Source organism: Lutispora thermophila DSM 19022, assembly GCF_900142105.1.
Lineage (GTDB): Bacteria > Bacillota > Clostridia > Lutisporales > Lutisporaceae > Lutispora > Lutispora thermophila.
In genome coordinates, this window is record NZ_FQZS01000005.1 from 142,641 (window position 1) to 164,325 (window position 21,685).

General features: G+C 32.3%; 24 protein-coding genes, 1 tRNA gene and 5 pseudogenes. 21 read left to right on the forward strand and 9 right to left on the reverse strand.

Features of this window, described 5'->3' with window-relative positions:
• Positions 1 to 70 precede the first annotated feature (70 nt).
• From BUB48_RS03825 to BUB48_RS03870, 12 genes and pseudogenes are all read left to right on the forward strand, one after another.
• Positions 71 to 412: a cupin domain-containing protein gene (locus tag BUB48_RS03825; protein WP_073024743.1), complete on the forward strand. Its 342-nt coding sequence runs from the start codon at positions 71 to 73 to the stop codon at positions 410 to 412.
• Positions 413 to 429: 17 nt separating this feature from the next.
• The gene (locus BUB48_RS03830) at positions 430 to 1,386 is read left to right on the forward strand and encodes an RluA family pseudouridine synthase (RefSeq protein ID WP_073024745.1); all 957 of its coding nucleotides are present in this window, start codon (positions 430 to 432) and stop codon (positions 1,384 to 1,386) included.
• 238 nt (positions 1,387 to 1,624) lie between these two features.
• Complete coding sequence (locus BUB48_RS17970) at positions 1,625 to 1,792, forward strand: hypothetical protein (protein WP_175548347.1); 168 nt, start codon at positions 1,625 to 1,627, stop codon at positions 1,790 to 1,792.
• Between the two features lie 608 nt (positions 1,793 to 2,400).
• Entirely contained in the window at positions 2,401 to 2,646 is a 246-nt protein-coding gene (locus tag BUB48_RS17495; protein ID WP_084524347.1) for an ATP-binding cassette domain-containing protein, read from the forward strand.
• A gap of 210 nt (positions 2,647 to 2,856) precedes the next feature.
• Positions 2,857 to 3,237 (forward strand): annotated as a pseudogene (locus BUB48_RS17500) (hypothetical protein); the annotation flags it as partial.
• 141 nt (positions 3,238 to 3,378) lie between these two features.
• Complete coding sequence (locus BUB48_RS03840) at positions 3,379 to 3,597, forward strand: hypothetical protein (RefSeq protein ID WP_073024747.1); 219 nt, start codon at positions 3,379 to 3,381, stop codon at positions 3,595 to 3,597.
• Between the two features lie 288 nt (positions 3,598 to 3,885).
• Positions 3,886 to 4,158 (forward strand): annotated as a pseudogene (locus BUB48_RS19030) (ABC-2 family transporter protein); the annotation flags it as partial.
• A 109-nt stretch (positions 4,159 to 4,267) separates the two neighbouring features.
• A pseudogene (locus BUB48_RS19035) lies at positions 4,268 to 4,939 on the forward strand (ABC-2 family transporter protein).
• Positions 4,940 to 5,049: 110 nt separating this feature from the next.
• Positions 5,050 to 5,291 (forward strand): annotated as a pseudogene (locus BUB48_RS18450) (IS982 family transposase); the annotation flags it as partial.
• 236 nt (positions 5,292 to 5,527) lie between these two features.
• Entirely contained in the window at positions 5,528 to 6,940 is a 1,413-nt protein-coding gene (locus BUB48_RS03860; RefSeq protein WP_073024755.1) for a Na+/H+ antiporter NhaC family protein, read from the forward strand.
• Positions 6,906 to 7,787, forward strand: coding sequence for an RluA family pseudouridine synthase (locus BUB48_RS03865; protein ID WP_073024757.1), 882 nt, complete (start codon positions 6,906 to 6,908; stop codon positions 7,785 to 7,787). Before BUB48_RS03860 ends, BUB48_RS03865 begins: the two co-directional genes overlap by 35 nt.
• Positions 7,788 to 7,789: 2 nt before the next feature.
• Positions 7,790 to 8,689, forward strand: coding sequence for an RluA family pseudouridine synthase (locus tag BUB48_RS03870; RefSeq protein WP_175548349.1), 900 nt, complete (start codon positions 7,790 to 7,792; stop codon positions 8,687 to 8,689).
• Here BUB48_RS03870 and BUB48_RS03875 read toward each other — a convergent pair.
• The 3 genes from BUB48_RS03875 to BUB48_RS03885 form a co-directional block, all read right to left on the reverse strand.
• The gene (locus BUB48_RS03875) at positions 8,672 to 9,052 is read right to left on the reverse strand and encodes a DUF4363 family protein (RefSeq protein WP_073024761.1); all 381 of its coding nucleotides are present in this window, start codon (positions 9,050 to 9,052) and stop codon (positions 8,672 to 8,674) included. The genes BUB48_RS03870 and BUB48_RS03875 overlap by 18 nt on opposite strands.
• Positions 9,049 to 9,744 (reverse strand): DUF421 domain-containing protein, encoded by a 696-nt coding sequence (locus BUB48_RS03880; RefSeq protein ID WP_073024763.1) that lies wholly within the window; start codon positions 9,742 to 9,744, stop codon positions 9,049 to 9,051. The genes BUB48_RS03875 and BUB48_RS03880 overlap by 4 nt, the downstream gene beginning before the upstream one ends.
• A 107-nt stretch (positions 9,745 to 9,851) precedes the next feature.
• Positions 9,852 to 10,271 carry a CBS domain-containing protein gene (locus tag BUB48_RS03885; RefSeq protein WP_073024765.1) on the reverse strand — a complete coding sequence of 140 codons (420 nt, stop codon included), beginning with the start codon at positions 10,269 to 10,271 and terminating at the stop codon, positions 9,852 to 9,854.
• A 129-nt stretch (positions 10,272 to 10,400) separates the two neighbouring features.
• Here BUB48_RS03885 and BUB48_RS03890 point away from each other — a divergent pair, with 129 nt between their 5' ends.
• The 6 genes from BUB48_RS03890 to BUB48_RS03915 all read left to right on the forward strand — a co-directional run bounded on the left by BUB48_RS03890 (position 10,401) and on the right by BUB48_RS03915 (position 13,678).
• The gene (locus BUB48_RS03890) at positions 10,401 to 10,967 is read left to right on the forward strand and encodes an RNA polymerase sigma factor (RefSeq protein ID WP_073024767.1); all 567 of its coding nucleotides are present in this window, start codon (positions 10,401 to 10,403) and stop codon (positions 10,965 to 10,967) included.
• Between the two features lie 2 nt (positions 10,968 to 10,969).
• Positions 10,970 to 11,389, forward strand: coding sequence for an anti-sigma factor family protein (locus BUB48_RS03895; protein WP_073024769.1), 420 nt, complete (start codon positions 10,970 to 10,972; stop codon positions 11,387 to 11,389).
• A 13-nt stretch (positions 11,390 to 11,402) separates the two neighbouring features.
• Positions 11,403 to 12,068 carry a hypothetical protein gene (locus BUB48_RS03900; protein ID WP_073024771.1) on the forward strand — a complete coding sequence of 222 codons (666 nt, stop codon included), beginning with the start codon at positions 11,403 to 11,405 and terminating at the stop codon, positions 12,066 to 12,068.
• A 45-nt stretch (positions 12,069 to 12,113) separates the two neighbouring features.
• Positions 12,114 to 12,509: a GerW family sporulation protein gene (locus BUB48_RS03905; protein ID WP_073024773.1), complete on the forward strand. Its 396-nt coding sequence runs from the start codon at positions 12,114 to 12,116 to the stop codon at positions 12,507 to 12,509.
• A 331-nt stretch (positions 12,510 to 12,840) separates the two neighbouring features.
• Positions 12,841 to 12,917: transfer RNA gene (locus BUB48_RS03910), tRNA-Val, on the forward strand.
• Between the two features lie 266 nt (positions 12,918 to 13,183).
• Complete coding sequence (locus BUB48_RS03915; protein ID WP_073024775.1) at positions 13,184 to 13,678, forward strand: GNAT family N-acetyltransferase; 495 nt, start codon at positions 13,184 to 13,186, stop codon at positions 13,676 to 13,678.
• Between the two features lie 445 nt (positions 13,679 to 14,123).
• Here the strand turns inward: BUB48_RS03915 and BUB48_RS03920 are convergent, their stop codons facing one another.
• On the reverse strand, positions 14,124 to 14,411 hold the full coding sequence (locus BUB48_RS03920) for a winged helix-turn-helix transcriptional regulator (protein WP_139249902.1): 288 nt from the start codon (positions 14,409 to 14,411) through the stop codon (positions 14,124 to 14,126).
• Positions 14,412 to 14,557: 146 nt separating this feature from the next.
• Between BUB48_RS03920 and BUB48_RS03925 the strand changes: the two genes are divergently transcribed.
• Positions 14,558 to 15,361, forward strand: coding sequence for a class I SAM-dependent methyltransferase (locus BUB48_RS03925; RefSeq protein WP_073024777.1), 804 nt, complete (start codon positions 14,558 to 14,560; stop codon positions 15,359 to 15,361).
• A gap of 337 nt (positions 15,362 to 15,698) precedes the next feature.
• Positions 15,699 to 15,974 (forward strand): hypothetical protein, encoded by a 276-nt coding sequence (locus BUB48_RS03930; protein ID WP_139249903.1) that lies wholly within the window; start codon positions 15,699 to 15,701, stop codon positions 15,972 to 15,974.
• Between the two features lie 203 nt (positions 15,975 to 16,177).
• On the opposite strand, the gene BUB48_RS03935 is transcribed toward BUB48_RS03930, so the two are convergent.
• The 5 genes and pseudogenes from BUB48_RS03935 to BUB48_RS19045 all read right to left on the reverse strand — a co-directional run bounded on the left by BUB48_RS03935 (position 16,178) and on the right by BUB48_RS19045 (position 20,398).
• Positions 16,178 to 16,981, reverse strand: a complete 804-nt coding sequence (locus BUB48_RS03935; protein ID WP_175548350.1) for a CAP domain-containing protein — start codon at positions 16,979 to 16,981, stop codon at positions 16,178 to 16,180.
• Between the two features lie 30 nt (positions 16,982 to 17,011).
• A pseudogene (locus BUB48_RS19040) lies at positions 17,012 to 17,269 on the reverse strand (leucine-rich repeat protein); the annotation flags it as partial.
• Complete coding sequence (locus tag BUB48_RS03940; RefSeq protein ID WP_073024784.1) at positions 17,188 to 18,402, reverse strand: hypothetical protein; 1,215 nt, start codon at positions 18,400 to 18,402, stop codon at positions 17,188 to 17,190. The gene BUB48_RS03940 and the pseudogene BUB48_RS19040, both read right to left, overlap by 82 nt.
• 1,069 nt (positions 18,403 to 19,471) lie before the next feature.
• Positions 19,472 to 20,059: an N-acetylmuramoyl-L-alanine amidase family protein gene (locus tag BUB48_RS03945; RefSeq protein ID WP_073024796.1), complete on the reverse strand. Its 588-nt coding sequence runs from the start codon at positions 20,057 to 20,059 to the stop codon at positions 19,472 to 19,474.
• 192 nt (positions 20,060 to 20,251) lie between these two features.
• The gene (locus BUB48_RS19045) at positions 20,252 to 20,398 is read right to left on the reverse strand and encodes a BhlA/UviB family holin-like peptide (protein WP_084524369.1); all 147 of its coding nucleotides are present in this window, start codon (positions 20,396 to 20,398) and stop codon (positions 20,252 to 20,254) included.
• Between the two features lie 489 nt (positions 20,399 to 20,887).
• On the opposite strand from BUB48_RS19045, the gene BUB48_RS03960 reads away from it, so the two are divergent.
• Positions 20,888 to 21,475, forward strand: a complete 588-nt coding sequence (locus BUB48_RS03960) for a hypothetical protein (RefSeq protein ID WP_073024799.1) — start codon at positions 20,888 to 20,890, stop codon at positions 21,473 to 21,475.
• Positions 21,476 to 21,685 lie beyond the last annotated feature (210 nt).

Below are 21,685 nucleotides of genomic sequence, written 5' to 3' on the forward strand. Positions count from 1 at the left end.
AATGTCTTTGCCTTTTTAATATGATATAATTTTACAATAAAATAATATAATTATTTGAGGAGGGAAACATATGAGTACAATAATAAAAAATCAGGAATCAATCGAATGGCTTAAAAATCCTATGCATAGAGATGTGTATCTTAAGCATCTTGCTACCTCCCAAGACAATGATAGAATATCGACTCATATAGTTCGCATTGAGAAAGAAGGGGAGATTGTACCTCATACCCATAAAGTTCTGGAGGTATTTTACTTGATGAAAGGACAAGGCTCAGCACTGGTGAACGGAGAAAGGGTAGATGTAAAAGCGGGAGACTGTATCATTGCTCATCCAGGGGAAGAACATGGGCTTATAAATACAGGAGAGGAAGAAATACTATTATATGCGGTATTTTCACCTGCAAATTGTTAAATCAAGGCGGAGATTAGATGAGAGAAATTAGAATAACAGAAAACGAATCAGGACAAAGATTGGATAGGTTTCTAAGAAAATTGATGAAGGATTCCAGCTTAAGTGAGATATACAAAGGTATAAGGAAAGGCAACATAAAGGTTAACGGCAAAAAGTCCAAAGAAAATTACATGCTTGATGTTGATGACATAATTAGTTTCAAAAATTTTGAATTTGAACCAGAGGCAGCAGTGAAAAAGATAGCAAATAAACCTGGAAACATCAATGTGGTTTATGAGGATGAGAATATAATAGTTGTGGATAAGCCTGCAGGGCTTTTGAGCCATCCTCAAAGTTCAAAGGATAATGATACTCTTATACATAGGATTCAGTTACATATTCAATCAACTTCAGGGCCCACTCTTTCTCCAACTTTTTCTCCATCTTTATGTAATAGGTTGGATAGGAATACTGCCGGTCTGGTTATAGCTGCCAAAAACTATAAGAGTTTGAAGCTTGTAAATGAAATGATACGAGATAGAAGAATCAAAAAGCTATATCTTTGTGTGGTAAAGGGAAGCACCGATTCAAAAGGAGAAATTTCAGGCTTTTTGAAAAAAGATGAGAAAAGCAGGAAAGCTTTGATTGAAGATGGAGGAAGAGAATCAGTAACATATTATGTAAAAATGGATGATAATGGACAGTACTCTCTGCTTTTGGTGGAATTGGTAACTGGAAGATTTCATCAAATAAGAGCCCATTTATCAGGTATAGGCCATCCAATCATCGGAGATGTGAAATATGGAGACAAGAAGATAAATGACTATTTCAAAAATAAATACTGCTTGGATCATCAATTGCTTTTGGCCTATATGATAAAAGTAGAGGATGCCTCTAATGAGCTTGATTATCTGAGTAATATGACTTGGTACAGCACCATACCTGAGATATGTAGAAACGTACTGAAGGATCTCTTCAATAGGCAAACCCTTTAGGAAGTTGGAATATAATCGAGGACTTCAGGGAAAGTTTGCATCCTATCAAGTTTAAATAGATGAGAATGGCTTTTGCGGTCTTAATTGATGTTTTGGGAAGGTTAAACACCGTGAAAATTTGCAGAAAATGCTGTATAATCTATATATAAGCATAAGTTAGAAGCTTAAGAATTCGGAGGTGTTTATCAAGGTTGAAAGCAATTTATTATTATCAAAGTCAGAGATGAAGCGAGGTGTTATGATGGAGGATAATAATAAAGCATTACTTTCAAAACCGGAAGCATACCAAAACATTATAAAGCTAATAAGACTACAAGAGCGGTTGTCTTCTGACGAGACATTATTAAAAGCAAAAAAAATGCAAAATGGAAGTAAAAGCTGTACAGCAGTTAATCCCATAATATAAATTATCAAAGATAATAATTAAATTGATATAATGAATTGCATGAAGGGTTTCCTTGGATTAATTTAATCCAATGGAAACCCTTCGTTTTAGAATATTGTTACCTTGATTTTGTACAAAGAGGTAATCGCTTTTCAAGCGTGTGGATACTTTTGATTTCACAACAGTTTTAGACATAGAGAGGTTCGGAAAGTCTTTGACATGTTTTCTTATGTCGGTCAGCACATAATGTATGATAAGGATGAGCAATGTAAAAGCAGCAGTAACGTTTACACTTTAATTGAAAAAGTAGCTTCCATGTCAGATATTCTGCTTAGCAGAATTTACTTTTTGAAAAAAGTCAAATATGCTTCATAAATTAGTGAAATGTTACAAATATTGCTATTAAATTAATTATATGTTAATGCATATCATGTAGATTTTTCCAGCACAGCAATCTGAATGGTTATATCATGTTTTTATAGCATAGGTCTCTTTTGATGTAGAGATTATAACGGTTATAAAGAAATTTGGGTAATTAAAATACATAAATAGCTTTTGGTATTTCCTACTAAGATCATCTATAAATAATAAACTATGATTTTGTTAGTATTGTACCTGAGGTGATATGTATGCCAATAATAGAAGTAGAATCTCTTACAAAATGTTATAAGACACTTCAAAAAGATTCAGGTATAAAGAACTCATTAAAAAGTTTATTTAAAAGAGAATATAAAAATATTTTAGCATTAGATAATATATCTTTTAATGTTGAACAAGGAGAAATGATAGGATTAATAGGGCTAAATGGTGCAGGAAAAACAACATTGCTTAAATGTTTAGCTGGGTTGATATACCCTTCAAAAGGAGAAATATAGGTTTTAAACACTAATCCATGGAACAAAGAAAAACAATTCTTAAAAAAGATTGGTTTTATTATGGGGCATAGAGGACAGCTTTCTTTAGATTTATCTGCTATTGACGCATTAAAAATTGAAAAGGAAATTTATGAAATTGATGATTTATGGTTTAAAGAAGAGCTAGATAAATTGTCGAAGTTAATGTGAGTTGATCATCTCCTTAAAACGCAATTAAGGAAAGTTTCATTAGGAGAACGTATGAAACTTGAAATTATATCAGTTTTGCTTCATAAACCGGAAGTAATTCTATTGGATGAGCCTACGATAGATCTTGATTTTGTAGCGCAAGATAATATAAGAAAATTTTTAATTCAATATAATAAGGAATATGACAGCACAATGATAATTACAAGTCATAACTTTGCTGATATAGAGAGATTATGGCCGAAAATTTTGTTCCTAAATTACGGCAAACTAATATATAATAAAAAGTTAGATAATTTTAAGAAGCAGTATGCATCAAAAAAGAAAACAATTATAGTTAATTATAATGAGTATATTAATTTTGATATTCCTGTAGAATTCATCATAAAACAAGATGAGTTTTAAACAATATTAGAAGTTCCCCTGGAGAAATTTAAAAATATAAAAGATATATTAGGAAGTCAAGAAGGTGTGACACAAATTACAGTTGAAGAGGACAAGTTGGAAGATATATTATCTAATATGCTATTAGACTAGAGGTGGATAATGAGAGCTTTAAAGGCAATAATTGCTGCTAGTTGGAAAGAAGAATGGATGTATAGGCTAAATATTATAAGTCAAATATTATTTGGAAGTGTGCCAATTTTAATTAATTTTTTATTATGGAAATCAATATTTTTTTATAGAAATGGGCATTCAATTGGTAATTATGACTACAATGATATTGTTAGCTATTTTAGCTTATTTTATTTAACAAATGACTGAAAGTTGTTCTTTATCCTCTGAATTGGGAGATGACATTCAAAGGGTAAATTAAATATTCAACTATTAAAGCCTGTTTCATTTGTGAAAATGAAGTTTTGGTCTTTTATTTCAAAAAAGATTATTCCACCCTTGTGGAGATTCATACCTATAATATTATTTTTCCTGATAAGTAAAGTAAAAGTTGAGGTTTATTTAAAGTATCTGCTGTTATATGTATTAGCATTTATTATTCAATTTATAATTGGATTCATATTAGGAATACTAAGTTTTTGATTTGAGGAAAATACAGCAATACTAGATTTTTATAGAAATATAACATTGCTACTTAGTGGTGCAATAATTCCATTGGAATTTTTCTCGGATACATTTTTTAAAATAATAACTTTATTGCCATTTCAATTGACTTTATATTTTCCTATTGAAATTTTATTGAATAATCAAGAACCGTTAGTAATTAGAAATGGTTTGTTATTACAATTGCTTTGGGTGCTAATTTTAGGGATGTTTGCTATTTATTTGTGGGAAAAAGGAAGAAAGAAATATTCAGGGTATAATATGTAAGTGAAGGGATAATATATGAGATATATTAATATATTTTCAAATTGTTTTTTAGATTAACTTTATTAAAGATATGCAGTATAGGGCGCATTTTGTAACTCAAATAGCTTTAATGTTTATAAATAGCATTACATCGCTTGTTAATATTTTAATTTTAATGAAGGTTACACCGAGTATTGGTGGATGGAACAAAGCACAAATGCTGTTATTGCAGGGCACAACTTGGATTGTAGATTCTTTTTTTGGAGGACTATTCTTTTTTAGCTTGATTCGAATTCCTAATATTATACAAAATTATGATATAGATTTTATACTTCTAGAACCAATTAATACTATGTTTTATGTATCTATGAGATATATGAATTTTGGCATTCTTTTGGTTCTGTATGGGGAATAGTTATGATTATATTTGTGACTATAAGATATTCAATACCTATTACTAATTTATTATGGTTCATTTTTCAATTAGTTCCCTCTATATTCTTAATTCATTGCATGTTCTTTTTTATCATAAATGTCGCTGAGATTTGTTAGAATTAAGGGTTTGATTCAAATATTTTGGTCCATTATGGAATTGGGTAAAAATCCAGAGGGGATTTATAAATCATGGCTAGGCCTTATTCTAGTGTTAGTGATTCCGGTTTTAATGATTTATAACTATCCAGTTAATATTTTATGGGATGGATTTAATTTGGGTTATATGGGGAGAGCAATAGTAGAAGCTATTGTTTTGATAACAGCAAGTAGCTACTTTTGGCAGAAATCTATTGTTAGTATCTATTAATGAGGAAATCTACATACTAATTAAACTCGTTGTGCCAGCTTTGAGTTACCCAAAATCTACGAATGAAAAGCTTTAACATATTATGTAACCTATCATCAATAACCATAAAAATGATAGGGGTCATATATATACTGAGGTCAGATAGAAAATATTTTATAAAAAAATTGGAGATTTAAAAGACCTTATTACTGTCGCTTATGTCATAATTGACGATATTTACCAGGAAGTATCTACAACACATATTAAGAATCGTTGTAATATCAATGTTTCTAAGATGAGTGATAGTGAAATAAATATCTTAAGTATTGTTTATGAATTACTAACCATTGATTCAGAAAATGACTGGCTTGGTTGTGTATCATCTTGTTGTTGTAACCTTTTGTAGGCCTATTTGTATAGCTGTACTTAAAGGCATCTAAACTTGCATTTATATCTAAAGTAACTCTTTCATTTTTTTGTTGTGACGAATGCATATTATGCTATAAAATTATAATTAGGTTTATATTTATATACTGCTTTTAGGATCATAATGGTTATAATCATGTTTAAAGAATGTTGTATAAAAATATCAGTGAAGAAGAGGAAATAATGAAAAGAATACCTTATATTCAATGCGTTGTTGTAATTAGCGTATTGAGTATTTCCTTAATAATTAATATATTTGTTTTGAATAATCCTTTATATTATGGATTTATTTTTGGTATGGCAGCAGCATTCATTGTTGGCATTATCAATGGCTATGATGCTAAAGCACTGATTTCATATGCCTATTCTGGTTTCAAAAAAAGTGCAAAGGTTTTGATAATGTTATCAATGATAGCTATGCTTATAGGGCTGTGGAAAGCAGGCGGGATAATATCTGCCATGTTGTATTACAGTTTCGGTTTGATAAACAGGAAGTTTTTTCTGGTATCATCTTTCATAATTTCATCCATAATAGGGATGATTATGGGAACTTCCTCAGGAACGGTGAGTACTGTTGGAATCGTGTTAATAGGGTTGGGAAGCGCCATGAACATACCGTTGCCGGTAGTAGCTGGAACAGTGGTTTCTGCTGCTTTTCTTGCAGATAGAAGTGCACCCATATCAAGCGTATTCAATCTGGTGGCTACCATGACAGAAACGGATCCTCATGAGAATTTCAGGTATTTCATGAGGACATTGCTGGTTGGGGTTGTCTTATCCTGTATCTTTTATTATTTTTTAGGGTTAAGATATACAGATATGAGTTATGCTTCTGTATACTTTGAAGACTATAAGATTCTGTTAAATCAATATGTCAATATAACTCCATGGTTATTGATACCGCCCATTATCCTATTTGTTCTCTATGCATTTAAACTTGCTTCTGTATACATAATGGGGATCTCGGTGTTCATAGGTGCGGTATTTTCCATTCTGTATCAAAAAATATCCGTAATAGAAGCTATTCAGGCAGCCATAATGGGATATCATCCTGATATGCCTTCAGAATACAGCATGGTACTTGCAGGAGGAGGGCTCATATCTTTCAAAAACATGCTTCTGGTGCTAATTTTTGCAACATCTCTCAATGGCATATTTGAAGGTATAAGAATAGTGGAAACATTGTTAGAGCCAATATTGAGGAGGATAAGAACTCAAAGAGGACTTATGTTGTTTACAATAGGGTTTAGTATCATTTCTGCATTGTTTATGTGTAATCAGGTAATATCAATAATCATACCTACAGGATTATTGCTTAATAGATATAAAGATAAGAACATTGATAGAAAGATTTTTGCCAGGTTGCTTTCAGACTCCGGAGTCATGGCATGCTCCATAATTCCGTGGAATGTTGCAGCTTTGACTCCTGCTGCTATTATGGGTGTAGACGTGGTGAGTTTTATGCCTTATGCGTTTCTGTCGTATGTGATGCCTATAATAGCAGTATTAAATGTGATGTTTTTCAGCAATCTAAATCTAAGAGAAAAAAGAGGTAGAATCAGTGAAGACACATGTTGTGAAGTTAAAAGCAAATAGAAAGACATTGTCAGCATACCTAAAGGAAGATATGAATTTATCCTCCAGAAAGGCAAAAAAACTTCTGAAAGATGGTATAGCAGTGAATAATAAAAAAGCTTATGGAGATATGAAACTGAAGGATGGAGACATATTGTATATAGAAGAAGATAAATCAAGAGACAATATTTTGCCAGAAAAGATGGAGATATCTGTCTTGTACGAAGATGAACATATACTGGCAGTCAATAAGCCGCCATATATGGTAATTCATCCTACAAAGACACATATGGAAGGAACTTTAGCTAATGGAATAAGATTTTATTTTGATGAAAGAGGAATAGAAGAACCTGTAAGATTTTTTAATAGGATAGATATGAATACCTCAGGAATTGTACTTATAGCCAAGAGTTCTCAAGCCCATAGCCTTTTAGACAGGTATTCGGCAAAAACAATGGAAAAGAAATACATAGCTATTGTTTCAGGACATATTGAAAAGAAGGAAGGAAGAATATCCCTTCCAATTAGCAATGAAGCGGATCAAGAAGGCAGAAGAAATATTTCAGACCAAGGCAGTTTGGCTATTACAGACTATAAGGTATTGGAAGAGTTTGAATCATCTTCTTTGATATCAGTATCAATAATTACAGGCAAGACACATCAGATAAGAGTTCATTTTAGCAGTATTGGGAATCCACTGTTGGGAGATAGGCTTTATGGAGGAGAAAATGATATGATAGATCGGCAAGCACTCCATGCTTCTGAGCTGAATTTTCTTCACCCCATATATAAAAAGCCCATCAGTATCAAAGCTGATCTACCAAATGATATGCTTCTGCTGTTGAAAATGCTTAAAGGGGAGGCATAATATTGAAAGAATATAATAGTTACATTATAGATGAAGAATATAGTGGCAAAAGCATAAAGGAGTACTTAACTCATCGTTTATTTATTTCTCACAGGACTCTGGTCAAGTTGAAGAAAGGCACATTTATACTTCTAAATGATAAACCTGTTTTTGTCACAGAAAAACTGAAAAATGGCGATAAGCTTGATATAATACTCATGGATGAAGAATCTGAAAACATAATACCTGAAGCTATTGATCTGGATATTGTATATGAAGATGACTACATGATAATCATTAATAAACTGCCAGGCATGCCTGTTCATCCTACAAGAGGACACTTTACAGGAACAGTGGCAAATGCTCTGGTTTATCATTATAGAAAAAGTGACAAAAACATTAAGATTCGTCCCATAAACAGGCTTGATAAAGATACATCTGGGTTGGTGATGTTTGCAAAGAATCCCCATATTCAACATTTGATGTCAATGGAAGGATTTCGTTTAAGAAAAAAGTACATAGCTGTTGTTGAAGGGAGTATTGAGGAAGACAAAGGTATAATTGATTTGCCTATAAAAAGAGAGGCATATGATACTATTAAAAGGATAGTACATGAAGAGGGACAGAAGGCTATAACTGAATATGAGGTAATAAAAAAGAATGAGAAAGCCAGTTTATTGAGTATCCATCTTATTACAGGACGAACACATCAAATAAGAGTTCACATGTCCCATATAGGTCATCCTCTTTATGGAGACAGACTATATGGAGGAAATGCAGATCTGATAAAAAGACAAGCTCTTCATGCTGAAAAGCTAGTTTTTCAGCATCCAGTAAATCAAGGAAATATGGAAATAACAGCGCAATTGCCTTATGATATGGAAGCTCTATGTGAAGTTTTAGGATTACAAAATGTTTTGTAAAATAGCATATTCTTTCTGAGGTATGTTTTTAACAAGAAGCTTCAATACTGACAATTTTGCTTCTGACAATGTTCTATCTTTGTTTTCAACAAAAACTTCCAATTCAGAAAGGTGGTAACTTATGTTGTCAACTTCAGCATGGTCTATAAACATAGGCCATTTTTTTTCATACTTTTCCCATTGAGCCTTAAGCTGCTTTTCTTTTAAGCCCGCTTCTTCCCACCTATCCATAAGAACGTGATTCTCAATTTCTAATATTAAGTTTTCAAGAACATCTGAATCATTTTCAAGCATTTCTATTGTAGATAAGCTGAGAAAGATGATTATCACAGTTACTAGGCATGTATATATAAGAGGCTTCAATTGCTATACCCTCCTTTTGCTTTATCCCTCAACATGTATACAAACTTATTATCTTCAGAAATATATGCATACAGTACATCCCGGGGTGATTTTATACCATTTATGCTAAGCTGTTTATTTAGCCAGTTCATATCATGCCCTGAAATGGAAAGGTTGTGGCAATTGATGCGACCGTCAATTATCAGAGAAATTGGCAATCCTTCATATTGATGCTTTATATTAAGATCTTCTCTTATCACCGGTTTTTTGTCTGTTTTTAATAATATGCTAATCTGGCCTCCAGTTTCCAATATGGCATACTCAACATCCTGAATATCGAAAACATCCTTCAATCTAAGCTGTTCCATCAGATCATCTATATTGAATCTTTGCTTTCTAAGTTCATTTTCAAGTATTTTGCCCTTCTCTATAACAATGCTGGGCTTACCCGATATTATTCTTCTTGCCAATTGGCTTTTGAGTGATATGTAAGAAAGCATAGCTTCACAAACAAACAATGTCAATATGGGTATTATACCGGCGAGAAGGGGTATACCAGTGTTACCCATGGGTATTGCAGCCAAATCTGCTATAATTAGAGCAACAACCAATTCAGAAGGCTGCAGTTGGCCTATTTGCCTTTTACCCATAAGACGCATTATTATTACTATTAAGAAATATAATATTATTGTCCTGATAAAAACGATCAACAACATAAACACCTTGCTTTCTGTAAATACATTTTAACCTGACAATTAATTTATATTCATAATAAACTATATTGAATAATAGCCTCTGGTTTCAGACCAGAGGCTAAAAATTAGGAAAGGGTATCCTTTGATATGTCATGAAGGGCTTCGCCGGCTTCATCTTCATATTTGCCTTCTACTGCCAGGTCCCCTATTGATACTATACCTACAAGGTTTCCATTATCAACTACAGGGAGTCTTCGTATCTGCCTCTTGGCCATTATATCTGCAGCTTCGTGAACTTCGGTATCAGGGCTTATGGCTTTAATATCTTTTGTCATAACATCACATATTTTTTGGTTTGGATCTTGTCCTTTGGCTACAGACCTCACAACTATATCTCTATCTGTAACAATACCAACCAATTTATTGTTATCAACTACGGGAACTGCACCTACATCTACCGTATTCATTATATTTGCTGCATCTTTTATGGTAGCATCCGGGGGAACAGCTCTAACATCAGTTGTCATCAAATCTCTTATCTTCAAACAAATCACCCCTTTATACTGAGTTTGATTATATTTTCTCCATTGGTCTTTTAAAATAATATAAAAAAAAGTAGTGCAATTTGAAACTTTTTCTATATTTGGGTTGTATTTTTATATGGGGGTGATGGTGTGGTAGAGAAAGTTGATAAGGACTTGCTAGTAGGTTGCCGAAATAGAGATAAAAAAGCTTTTACAAAGTTATGCAAAACCTATGAAAGATATCTTTTCACATTATGCCTTAGTTATGCGGGAAATAGTCATGACGCTTTGGATTTAGTGCAAGAAATATTTATTAAGGTGTTTAGATTCATTGATAAATATGATATAAACAAACCATTTCACCCATGGATTAGAAAGATAGCAGTAAATACATGTTTGAATTTCAGAAGAGCAACAAGCAATGTATTATCTATACATGCCGTCACCGACAATAGCTCTGCGTGGGCAGATATGCTTGTGTCAAATGAAAACCTGGAAGACGAAATAGAAAAGATAGAATTGAAAAAAACCATGAAGCAGTTATTAGAAAAGCTGCCGCCAAGGCAGAGAATGGTAATTGTCTTAAGATATTTCGAAGATCTGACGTACAATGAAATTTCTATGGTTATGAATGAGCCTCTGGGAACAGTGAAAACAGATTTGTACAGAGCCCGTTCAGCACTTAAGCAATTTTTCGTTCAGAGACAGGGGGTGTAAAAATGGAATGCAAATTTGACAAATCACTGCTGCAGGCTTTAATTGATAATACCATAGAACCTCTGGAATTAATTTTTCTTGCAGAGCACTTAAAGGTTTGCCAACAATGCAGGAATGAGTTAGAGGAGCTTTATTCTGTTGATCAGGCCATAAAATCTTTATTTAATGATGATTTTGAATATGGAGATAAGCTTTCGGTTATAACTGAGCTTACAGTGCATAACATATATGCACAAAGTGAGGAGAAGATGAAATTAAAAGATATCATCAGCGATACTGTAAGAATGAATAACATAATTATAGAAAACTCCACCAGATTTCTTAAATATGTTCCTGGAATACTATTTATAAGGAGAAAAGCTAGAGAGAAATATAGATACGTTAGGAAGAGTATTTCATTAATAGGGAAAAATGCAAAATAGGGGAGGAGAGCATGTGGCTGTATTGATATTTATAGGTAAATTTCTTCTCATATTGTTAATTATACTAATTGCTTTAATTGTTCTGTTGTTATCAGTGCCCTTTGGATACTATATAAATCTTAAGTATGAACAAGGGGTGGTGATAAATATAAAAGTGCTTTGGGGTAAGCTTCTTGGTATTAAAGGTACATATGATAATATGGCAGGCTTTGTAGCAAAAATTATTATTTTTAATAGAGAAAAGTCTTTAAATGCAAAGAAAGATACAGAAGATAAATCTATTAATATAAAGAAGAATAAGGATAAGCATGAGAAAAACAGCAAACTTAATATAAAAGAACTACTAGACAAGAGTTTTTTGCAAGAGATAATTTCATATATCAAGAAAGTTGTGGCCATAATTAAGCCTAAGGTTATTAATGGTAAATTTGTATTTGGATTTGACGATCCCAGCATAACGGGATGTCTTTCAGGATTATTATATTATCTGAATGAAATATTGCCAAAGGCTGACTTTCATGGAGAACCTGTCTTTGACCAGGAAATAGTATTTATGGATATGAACATTGAAGGTAAGATTATTCTAAGTTCTATTGTGATCGAATTTATTAAATTAGTTCTGAAAAAAGATGTAAGAAGAAAACTAAAAAATCTTAAAAATGTTGAAACTTTTGGTTAATATCAGATGTAAATATTAATAGAAAGATGGAAAGGAGAAATAGTTATGGATAAATTGCTTATCGATACTAGTTTGGAACTTGCATTTGAAAAGCTAAAAAATTTCTTAAAAACAGAGACAGTTATAGGAGAACCTATAACTGTTGGAGAAGTTACTTTAATACCTATAGTAACTGTTTCTTTTGGATGCTCAGGAGGTGCTGGTCAGGGTACAGATGCCAAGGGATCTGAAGGTGGCGGTGGAGGTCTAGGAGTTGGTGCAAAAATATCACCTGATGCTGTGTTGGTTATTAAAAATGGAGAAGTCAGCTTATTGCAATTAAAACAGAAGCAAAACCTTGATAAATTATTAAATATGGTACCGGAACTAATAACCAAGATTAACATCAATAAATCAGAAAATAAAAACAGTGATGAAAGCGTAAGCAAAACAGAAGAATAAGCCCGCAGGGGCTTTTTCTTTTTGGAGTTATTTGGTTTGAAATACTTAAAAATGAAATGGCTCCCAATTAAGCAGATGTTTTGTTGGAATCATGAAATAAATATTGGAAAAGTTGATAGCATAATGTATTGGATTAAATGAGGATTTACTGAACATTAATGGTGACCAAGGAGGTAAAGATACTATTAAGTCTAATGCTGATAAGGCAATATTGGTTGATATTGACGATACTATAGCAGCATTTGACGTGGGTATACCGGAAATGATAAAGCAAATATAGCTATTGAAAAATACGTTAGCATAATGTTATAATATAACTCGGAAATCATAGGGGCGGTTAGCTCAGCTGGTTAGAGTGCCACGTTGACATCGTGGAGGTCGTTGGTTCGATCCCAATACCGCCCACCATGTATATTTAGCAGCAAACAGTAGATTTGGTCTACTGTTTTTTTATGCCTTTGGACAGAGTGTTCATATGTATTTGATAATAAACATTTTGTGTTGATGTGGTCTCTGTAACAATATTGACTGTTTTCAAGTTAATAAAGAAAAAGACTTTTCAATGCTATATTGAATATATTAATATAATTGATATAAGGTACAGCAACTTATTGCATAATTGTAAAATAAGACGGATTAAAGATTAATAAAATCATTAAGGGAGATGCATAGCTTTGGAAGAATTATTATTGAAACCACGCACACTTGAACATGTAAAAATCTTTTGGGAAAAATCTCAGGATGAAGAAATTGAGAGACTGTTTCCATTTAACAGAGGTACACTAAGCGATGCAATCAAATTATATGAAGAATCATTAAAGCCTGGTGCAAGAAGCTTTGGAAAAGTTATCTATATAGATGGTGTATATATAGGGGACGTATGGTGTTATGGAATAGATGAGAATGATGATAAACGGGCATTTGTAAGCATAGTCATATTTGATAAAACATACTGGGGCAAGGGAATTGGCAAACGTGCATTAAAGCAATTTTGTCAACTTGTTTTTGAAAGGTATGCTATCAATAAATTATGCGCATTTACTTATATAGATAATAAAAGGTCAATAGGTTCCTTGGAAGGTTCTGGATTTAAAAAGATGGAGGACTTCATAGAAGATGGCGTTGTATCATGCTATTTTGAATTATCAGCTTGTGAAGAAAGTCTATAAATATATGTAAAAATCATAATGATTAATGAATATAAAGTATTCACTTTCTTCTTATTTTATGTAATAAATAAGGACATTGAATAGAAATGATACTAACTTTTGAGTGATAAATATATAAATATTATACATTGAGTTATTATACAACTGGTTAGAGTGTCACGTTGGTATCGTGGAGGTCGCTGATTTGATCCCAATACTGCTCACCATACATATATGTTAATAAACAGTAGATTTAGTCTACTGTTTATTGCACCTTTAGGACAGAGTGTTCATATGTGCATGCCAATAATAAGACTTGATTTGGCGTAGTCTATGAAAAAGAACTTACTATACTACGGGATAGAAGAAGAGAAAGATTTTTCTATTTTGCATTATAGATTAATTATAGTTGCAATTATATATTAGTTGATTCTAATGAATTTTTCCTTCCCCATTCATTCATTAATTAATTAATTAATTCAACTAAAGGAATTAGGGTTTTACCCTTTTCAGTTAAAGAATATTCAACTTTTGGTGGTATCTGTGAGTATTCAATCCTATTGATAATGCCATTATTTTCTAATTCCTTTAGTTGCTGACTTAATACCTTATGACTTACTTCAGGTATACGCTTTTTAAGTTCACCATACCTTATATTTTCAAATCTTATAATATTCCATAGAATAAGTATATTCCATCGCCCTCCGATTATGTCAAGGGCATATCTAATAGGGCAATCATATTTATTAACCAAAATATCTTCCTTTCTTATCAACTTGTTTGTAAGTATCTAACAAAAAAGTAAGTACTTTTATATTAGATTATGTTATGTATAATATCACTATAGCATATTTGTCCACTACCTATAAAAGTAATATCTAATCTAAGAGGGGGAGTTTTATGAATTCAGTAGTAAACTGGTATGAAAAATATGACGAAGATAGCAGGCTTACAACTAATAAAGCAAGAAGAGTTGAGTTTATTGTTTCTACCAGGATATTAGATGGCTACATGAATCCTGATGATTACATATTGGATGTAGCAGCAGGTACTGGAATTTATACGTTTTATTATGCTAGAAAAGGACATAATGTACTTGCAACAGATTTAACACCAAAACACATTCAAATTATTAATAACAAATTGAATGATGAATATAAAGGGTTTCATATAAAAGCTGAAGTAAACAACGCAATAGATTTGTCCATGTTTGAAGATAATCAGTTTGATACAGTATTGTGTTTTGGGCCTATTTATCATCTTATTGAAGTTGATGACAGAAAAAGATGTATAAATGAATGTTTGAGAGTATTGAAAGAGGGTGGAATACTTGCTATAGCTTACATTAATAAACATTATATTATTCCTCATATTCTGGCAGAATACAATAAGAATGTATTACGTGATAGTGTAATAAAGAAAGTAATTGATAATGGAGTAATAAAAGCTGGAGAAGAAGATTGCTTTTGGACAGATGCATATTTTTCTAGTCCAATTGAAATGGAAGAATTTTTAGATGAATTTAATGTAAAAATAATCGAACATGTAGCAACAGACGGAATAAGTACTTTATTGGGAAGAGTAATAGATGATATGACTGAAGATGAATATAAAACTTGGATTGATTATCAGCTTAAAACTTGTAGGGAAAAAAGCATATTAGGGATAAGTAATCATGGACTAATTATATGCAGAAAAATATAGTTTTTATTAGAAGTAAAGCACTGATTCTTAATTTCATTTTGAATGTTTAGCGTGTAGTGCAAATTAGTATGTAGTTTTTATATATTATGCATTTTCATGATTGATTGAAAATATTATACCTGTGGGAGGGGTTAATAGCATGGTAAATAGAAGTGAGATTGCTCTAAATTCAAGTTTTGGTAGAGTAATTAACAATATGTTTCTGACACATAGCGAAGGAAGCAAAATGTAGTGATACTTTTTCCAGGAGAAGATAATTCCACGAGAAGATAATTCCACAGATGTACCAACCTTGCACTATGCGAGGAAAGCAGCTTTACTGGCTGGCTGTGATGTTATGAGTTTAGAATACGGATATAGAATTAACTATAAAACGATATATCAACCTGAAATAATGGATGCAGTAACAGTTGAATGTCATGAGGTTATTAGGAGTTGTGTAAAAAAGGATGCTAGAAATGGGTTGGCAAGCTATAGTAATATTGTTTTGATTCAGGTGGAAAATGCAGTACATTCCTTAGAGATAGATGATGATTATACGCAGATTATAAGGATATTAGAATATATTACGGATAGATGTTCTGACTCCATTAAAGGAAATATGGCTGTGTAAAAATTTTACTATAATTTTTCTATATAATGAAATCCGTATTGTGGCAGTAGTAAACATATCTGCACTTTCTAAGTACGAAGTATGTATTTTTGAAGTGATAAGATAGATACTTAAAGCTTTTCAACTTTAGGATGAATGTGGCGGAGAGTTAGGAACTCACCGCCATGTTTCATATTTTTAAACAGTGAGAAATAAATCCTGCTTTATTTACTTCCAAAGTTTTGTGTAGCGTAAGCACCTGATATACCTACACCAAGTTCGTTACAATCTGTAGTCAGCAAATTTTGACGATGCCCCGATGAATTAATCCATCCATCCATAGCATGAAATGCGTCAACACCTGCACTATTCATGTAGATGTTTTCTGCACATGCTTGCCATTTATATCCTGCGGCGGTTATTCTATCCCATGGTTCTAAGCCGTCCGGGTTAGTATGACTGAAGAAGTCTCTTAACTCCATATCTTCACTGTGGGAGCGTGCAGCAGCTTCCAGCTTCTCATTCCAAAGGAACGGAGGTAAACCATGCACGGCTCTGAAGGCATTGGTTAGATAAAAAATGAGTGTTTCGTTGGTTTCTACATCAAAACTCGGAAGTGTACCGATTGAAGCTGCATACTCCTTGTTATTGTCGTTTTTATCTGTGTAAACTGTTCCATCACCTATATAAGTAGATAAATCCGTGGTGTATAGGAATTTCGCTTTATTATTTTCGTAATACACTGCAAGGAAATTTTTATAATCATGACTACCATAAAATCCCCATTTACCTTTAGATGTTTTATAATATACCAGACTATCCTTACTAATCCCAGCTTCAAGCTCAGTCTGCCCTAGTTTGATGGTTGTAAGTCCTATTGGGTCTGTTTCTGATAGGTCTGTTCCTGATGGGGTTATACCTACGAATTTGTAGCCATATTGCGATGCTATGTATTCTCCTATGAGCCCATTTATACCGTAGATAACAACATCTGGATTTGAGCCACTAAGAATATCACCTACTATCATTTTTACACTGCGAGGAATCGTTATTTTTTGAAGTTCTTTCATATCGTTAAACGCGCAACCATTAATAGTTGTTACGCCTTCCGGTATTACAACCTCTGAAAAATGACATCCACGGAAAGCATCAACACCGATAGTCTTAAGATTTGATCCGAATTCTATTTCTTCCAAATAAATACTGTATGCAAAAGCACCGCGTGCTATTTCAGTTACACTATCAGGAATTTTATATGTCTTATCTGTCTTGTATAATGGGTAAGCAATGAGTTTGGTTTTGTTTTTATTAAACAGTACTCCATCAACTGCGGTAAAACTAGTGTTATTTTTTCTACAGTAAATTTACCTAGATTATTATTATAAAAGGCGTAGTCATCTATGGTATTAATGTTCTTAGTAATAACCAGTTCGGCACCAGAAGCGTGTCTAGTAATGCTATTCCCTTCATCATCAAACAATTCATAAGAATTACGACTCATATTCGTCACATTAGAGTCAGAAGCAGTGTATACTTTATTGGGTAGAGTTGGTACAGTTATTTCTGTTTGTTTGGTCTGCTTAGCAGTTTCATTTGGTTTAGTTGTTTCTGTTTGTTTAGCTGTCTCAGTTTGCTTAGCAGTTTCGCTTTGTTTTGTTGTTTCTGTTTGCTTAGCTGTCTCAGTTTGCTTAGCAGTTTCAGTCTGCTTAGTTTTCTCTGTTGTTTTTTTTGTCTCTGTTTGCTTTGGTGTTGCAGTTGGTGTATTTTCCTTCTTTGAAGTAGACGAAAAATCATCAAAGTCTAAACTGATGTCAGCATTTAATTCATTTAATAAGTCATCCAAAGACGCTTCTAAGTCATTTAAAGAGGATTCGAAATCCGAGAATAATGCAGACCAAAAGTCCTCACTTAAGGGATCAGGTTCTACACCTGTGTATTTAATTCCCGGGACAATAACTGCCTGATTTGCAACGCTATCCCAATACACGTTGAATTGGGATGCTGTACCGGAGAGTTTCTGTGCAAATTCACGCAGTTGAAGATAGTTGGTATTGCCGTCAATTAGATAGGTATTATCAAATGTGATAACGGTGTCGTCTAATTTGAAGGGCGTGTTGCTTTTCCTTACATTGTCTGTGTTTTTTAAGGCTGTTGGGGTAGCAGTACCATTGTATGCCTTTCCTGTTTGGATAACCGCATACTTACCATCCCATCCCACATTGAACTGTGCAGCAGTACCATTCAATAATTCCGCAATGGCACGTAGCTGTAAATAATTGCTTCCATTTATACTGTAAGCTTGTGTCACAGATACGGGTTTGTCATTCATCATAAAACTTGTTTTGCTTGGGATCGCTAAGAGTTTATCATTTGTTGCTATTACCATGTTGGGAAAAAGACTAATTGCTATGCACAGTGCCAAAAAAATACTTATAAATCTTTTTTTCATTTTTTAACCTCCTCTATATAGCAGTTTCTACAAATTGTATCAAAAATTAATCTAAAAAAATGTTCTTTGCATGAAATATGCTTTTTTTTGCATGAAATATTAGAAAAGCAAAAGAAACGGCATATTTTTAACTCGAGCCACCGGGTATGAGGAAATATATCAAGCTGCAAATAAGCAATATAATTTGGACAGAGTGTTCATATTTGATTGCGATTACAAAGACTTCTTACATATACTATGGAAGTGGGGTTACATGTTAAATATGCTTATGCACCTCATATTCAGATAAGAACTTTGTGGAAAGATAATTTAATAGGAGATGAATATATAAAAAACTTAAACATGGATAGAGGATTGTTATACAAATGAAATAAAAACTATGGCCATGTATCCTGTAAATTATAAGACTTCTTTACCTAAATCCAATATTGGCATAGAACGATTAAAACGAATTGTTGAAAAAGAAGAAAAGCTAAATAAATATGGTTTGGGGAAATAAAGAAAGCCCTAAATATCTTGAATATGATTTAATAAGTACAATCAAAAAGGCTTGGTTTTTGCTTTAACGAGAGTGTGAAACTTTTTCTGTAAATAGCTTTCTATGACAATATTTAGAGGTGGAACTTTTCCTATTGAGGAAGCTCCACCTTACTTACAATATAATTAAATTTATTGGGCATGTAAATGAAGCCCTATAAAAAGGGCGATTTTTATTAAGGATATTATCATATTCAAGCCTACCATTATATATGATTGGAAGTTCAACATAAACCTTTTCACAGTATCCTCTTTATATTCTGTTTTGTATTATTATAAATACTGTTTTGTATTATTATAAATACTAGTGTTCCAAATATAATTTATATTCTTGCTAGACAAGAAGATTAGTTATACAGTTTATATAATATCATTGCCAGACTTATTATGAAAGCTATATACATATAAGTCTGGCAATAATATTTTAGATTTGATAATTTACTGTCCTAGGCTCCTATGCACAATTATTAAATATTCAAGCCTGCCTACTCTCACAATGGCATACACTTGCTGGAATTCCTTTTTCAAAACTTTATCCAAAGTATTCTTCAAGGGCCTCTTTTATAGCTGTTGCAAAATCTAAAGAGGTTTCATATATAGGGCGGTTTAGAGCTTCCATAGCACTTTCATTATCAATGAACTCTACTTCTACCAGGGCTCTAGGATAATTCTTATTGGAAGGGTACCTTAATATACCTAAACTCCCTACTTTTGTCTTGGTATCATCCTTGACACCTCTATTATTTGTTCCTAAATATTCTACTACCTTATTTTGAATTACTTCAGCAAAATGTTTATCCTGTGATCTGGTTTTTGCATATATTGTTTCCGTACCTGAACTTTTTTTGTTATGCGAATTCCAATGTATACTTATGACAGCATCCACATTATTATCAAATCCAATTTTCCAACGCTCATTAATTCCCATATCAACATCAGAATCTCTGGTCATAATAACAGTAGCTTCAGTATAGTTCTCAATATAAGATGCTACTGATTCTGCAAACATTAATGCAAGATCTTTCTCATAAACCTTTTCACCATCAAGTATTCCCTCTGCACCGCCATCTTTGCCCCCATGCCCCGGATCAATTAGTATTTTTTTATTTCTTAAACTCATAATCAAACTCTCCTTTATATTTTACTTTACTTTGAGATTTCATAACCGGTTATTTCTTTCTCGCTATATACAAACAACTTTTGCGGAATAATGTAAACCATTCTTAATATAATTTGAATAAAATTTTTCTTTTCTCAATAATAAGCACACTTAGACATATGGCAGGAAACTAATCTTTGAAAATAAATTCTTTTATTCTAATACGTCTTTTTTATTCTCTTCAACTAAATTTAACTTTTCTGATAAATTAAATATAATGATTTGATATTTAATCTCTCTTTTTTCCTGAACTATGTTTCTCTTATCCTGATTCCTGAGAATATAAAATATAAGAGCTATAGTAAGTACTGCCTATATTCCATGAATAGAGGCAAATCCTATAATTTTATCATCTGATTATTTCGCCCTTGTCTCTTATGTATAACTTCTTTTAATTATTTGATGTTCTATGCTGGATGGATTAACAGCTTGTATGCTAATTCCAAGCTTTTTTGTGATTTATTTTTCTTATAAATTATTGATAAATTCCAGAATATAATGTTCTTTTGCTTCTTTACTAAGGACTGAATTAATATGGATATCATAATAGAATTTTCTATATTTACTACCGTCTTGACAGGTATCATGTCAAGATTTAATTCATATACACTATGCATGAACTTAGTTCTATGTTTATGGTAGTGATTTTTTTTAGACCGTAAAAAGAGCAGATATAATCTTCTACATAACTTGATATTTCAATACAATTATGTTAATATATGGATTGTATTTGATATTGTTTTTATTTTTGATTTCTAATGCTTGATAATTAGAGAGGTGATCGGTGAATTGCGTAAATCAGGATATATTCTGATTTTTGTATTGCTTGTATTTGTTGGTTCCATAACATATATTCTTCATGCCAACTATCGTAAAATTGCAGCCAATGCTTTGACAATAAATGAACTGCGTTATAGAATAACAGAATTGGAAAATGAAAATTCAGATTTGAGAAAAGAGCTTGAAGCTCAAGCAGAAGCCCATGAGAGGGAACATGAACTCTTTCAATCAATGGCTTTTTTATCCAAGGAATTTGTGGATGCCTGCGTCAGCGGCAATAAAGAGGTTTTGACAAAGCTGCTATCTGATGAATTTACATTAAAAGACAACGAAAGAGAAATAATGGCAGTGTATAAATATGAAAATGAAAATATAAGCGAACGTTTATATAGTAGGGATTCTGAATATATTTACAAAGACATGCTTATACAGGGATATAATTATGATGTGGAAAACGATATTTTTTATATTTTTTTGAGAGAATTTTATGTTGATAAGCATGGTAAGCCTGCAGACATTCTTCCAAGCTATAAACATTTAGGCTTTAAAAGGCTTAATGATGAATGGAAAATTGTAATATTAGAACATGATGTATAATATATGCTTGCTTAAACTAAATGTGTGAAACTTTTTTGTAAATAAGGTGGAACTTTTCCTATTGAGGAAGTTCCACCTTATTTACAATATAATTAAACTTCCAGGGTATATCAATAAAGCCCTATTGAAAGGACAATTTTCTATGAAGAAGATTATCCTATTCCAGCCTGCCCTCATACATGATTGAAAGTTAATCATAAATCTTTCTCC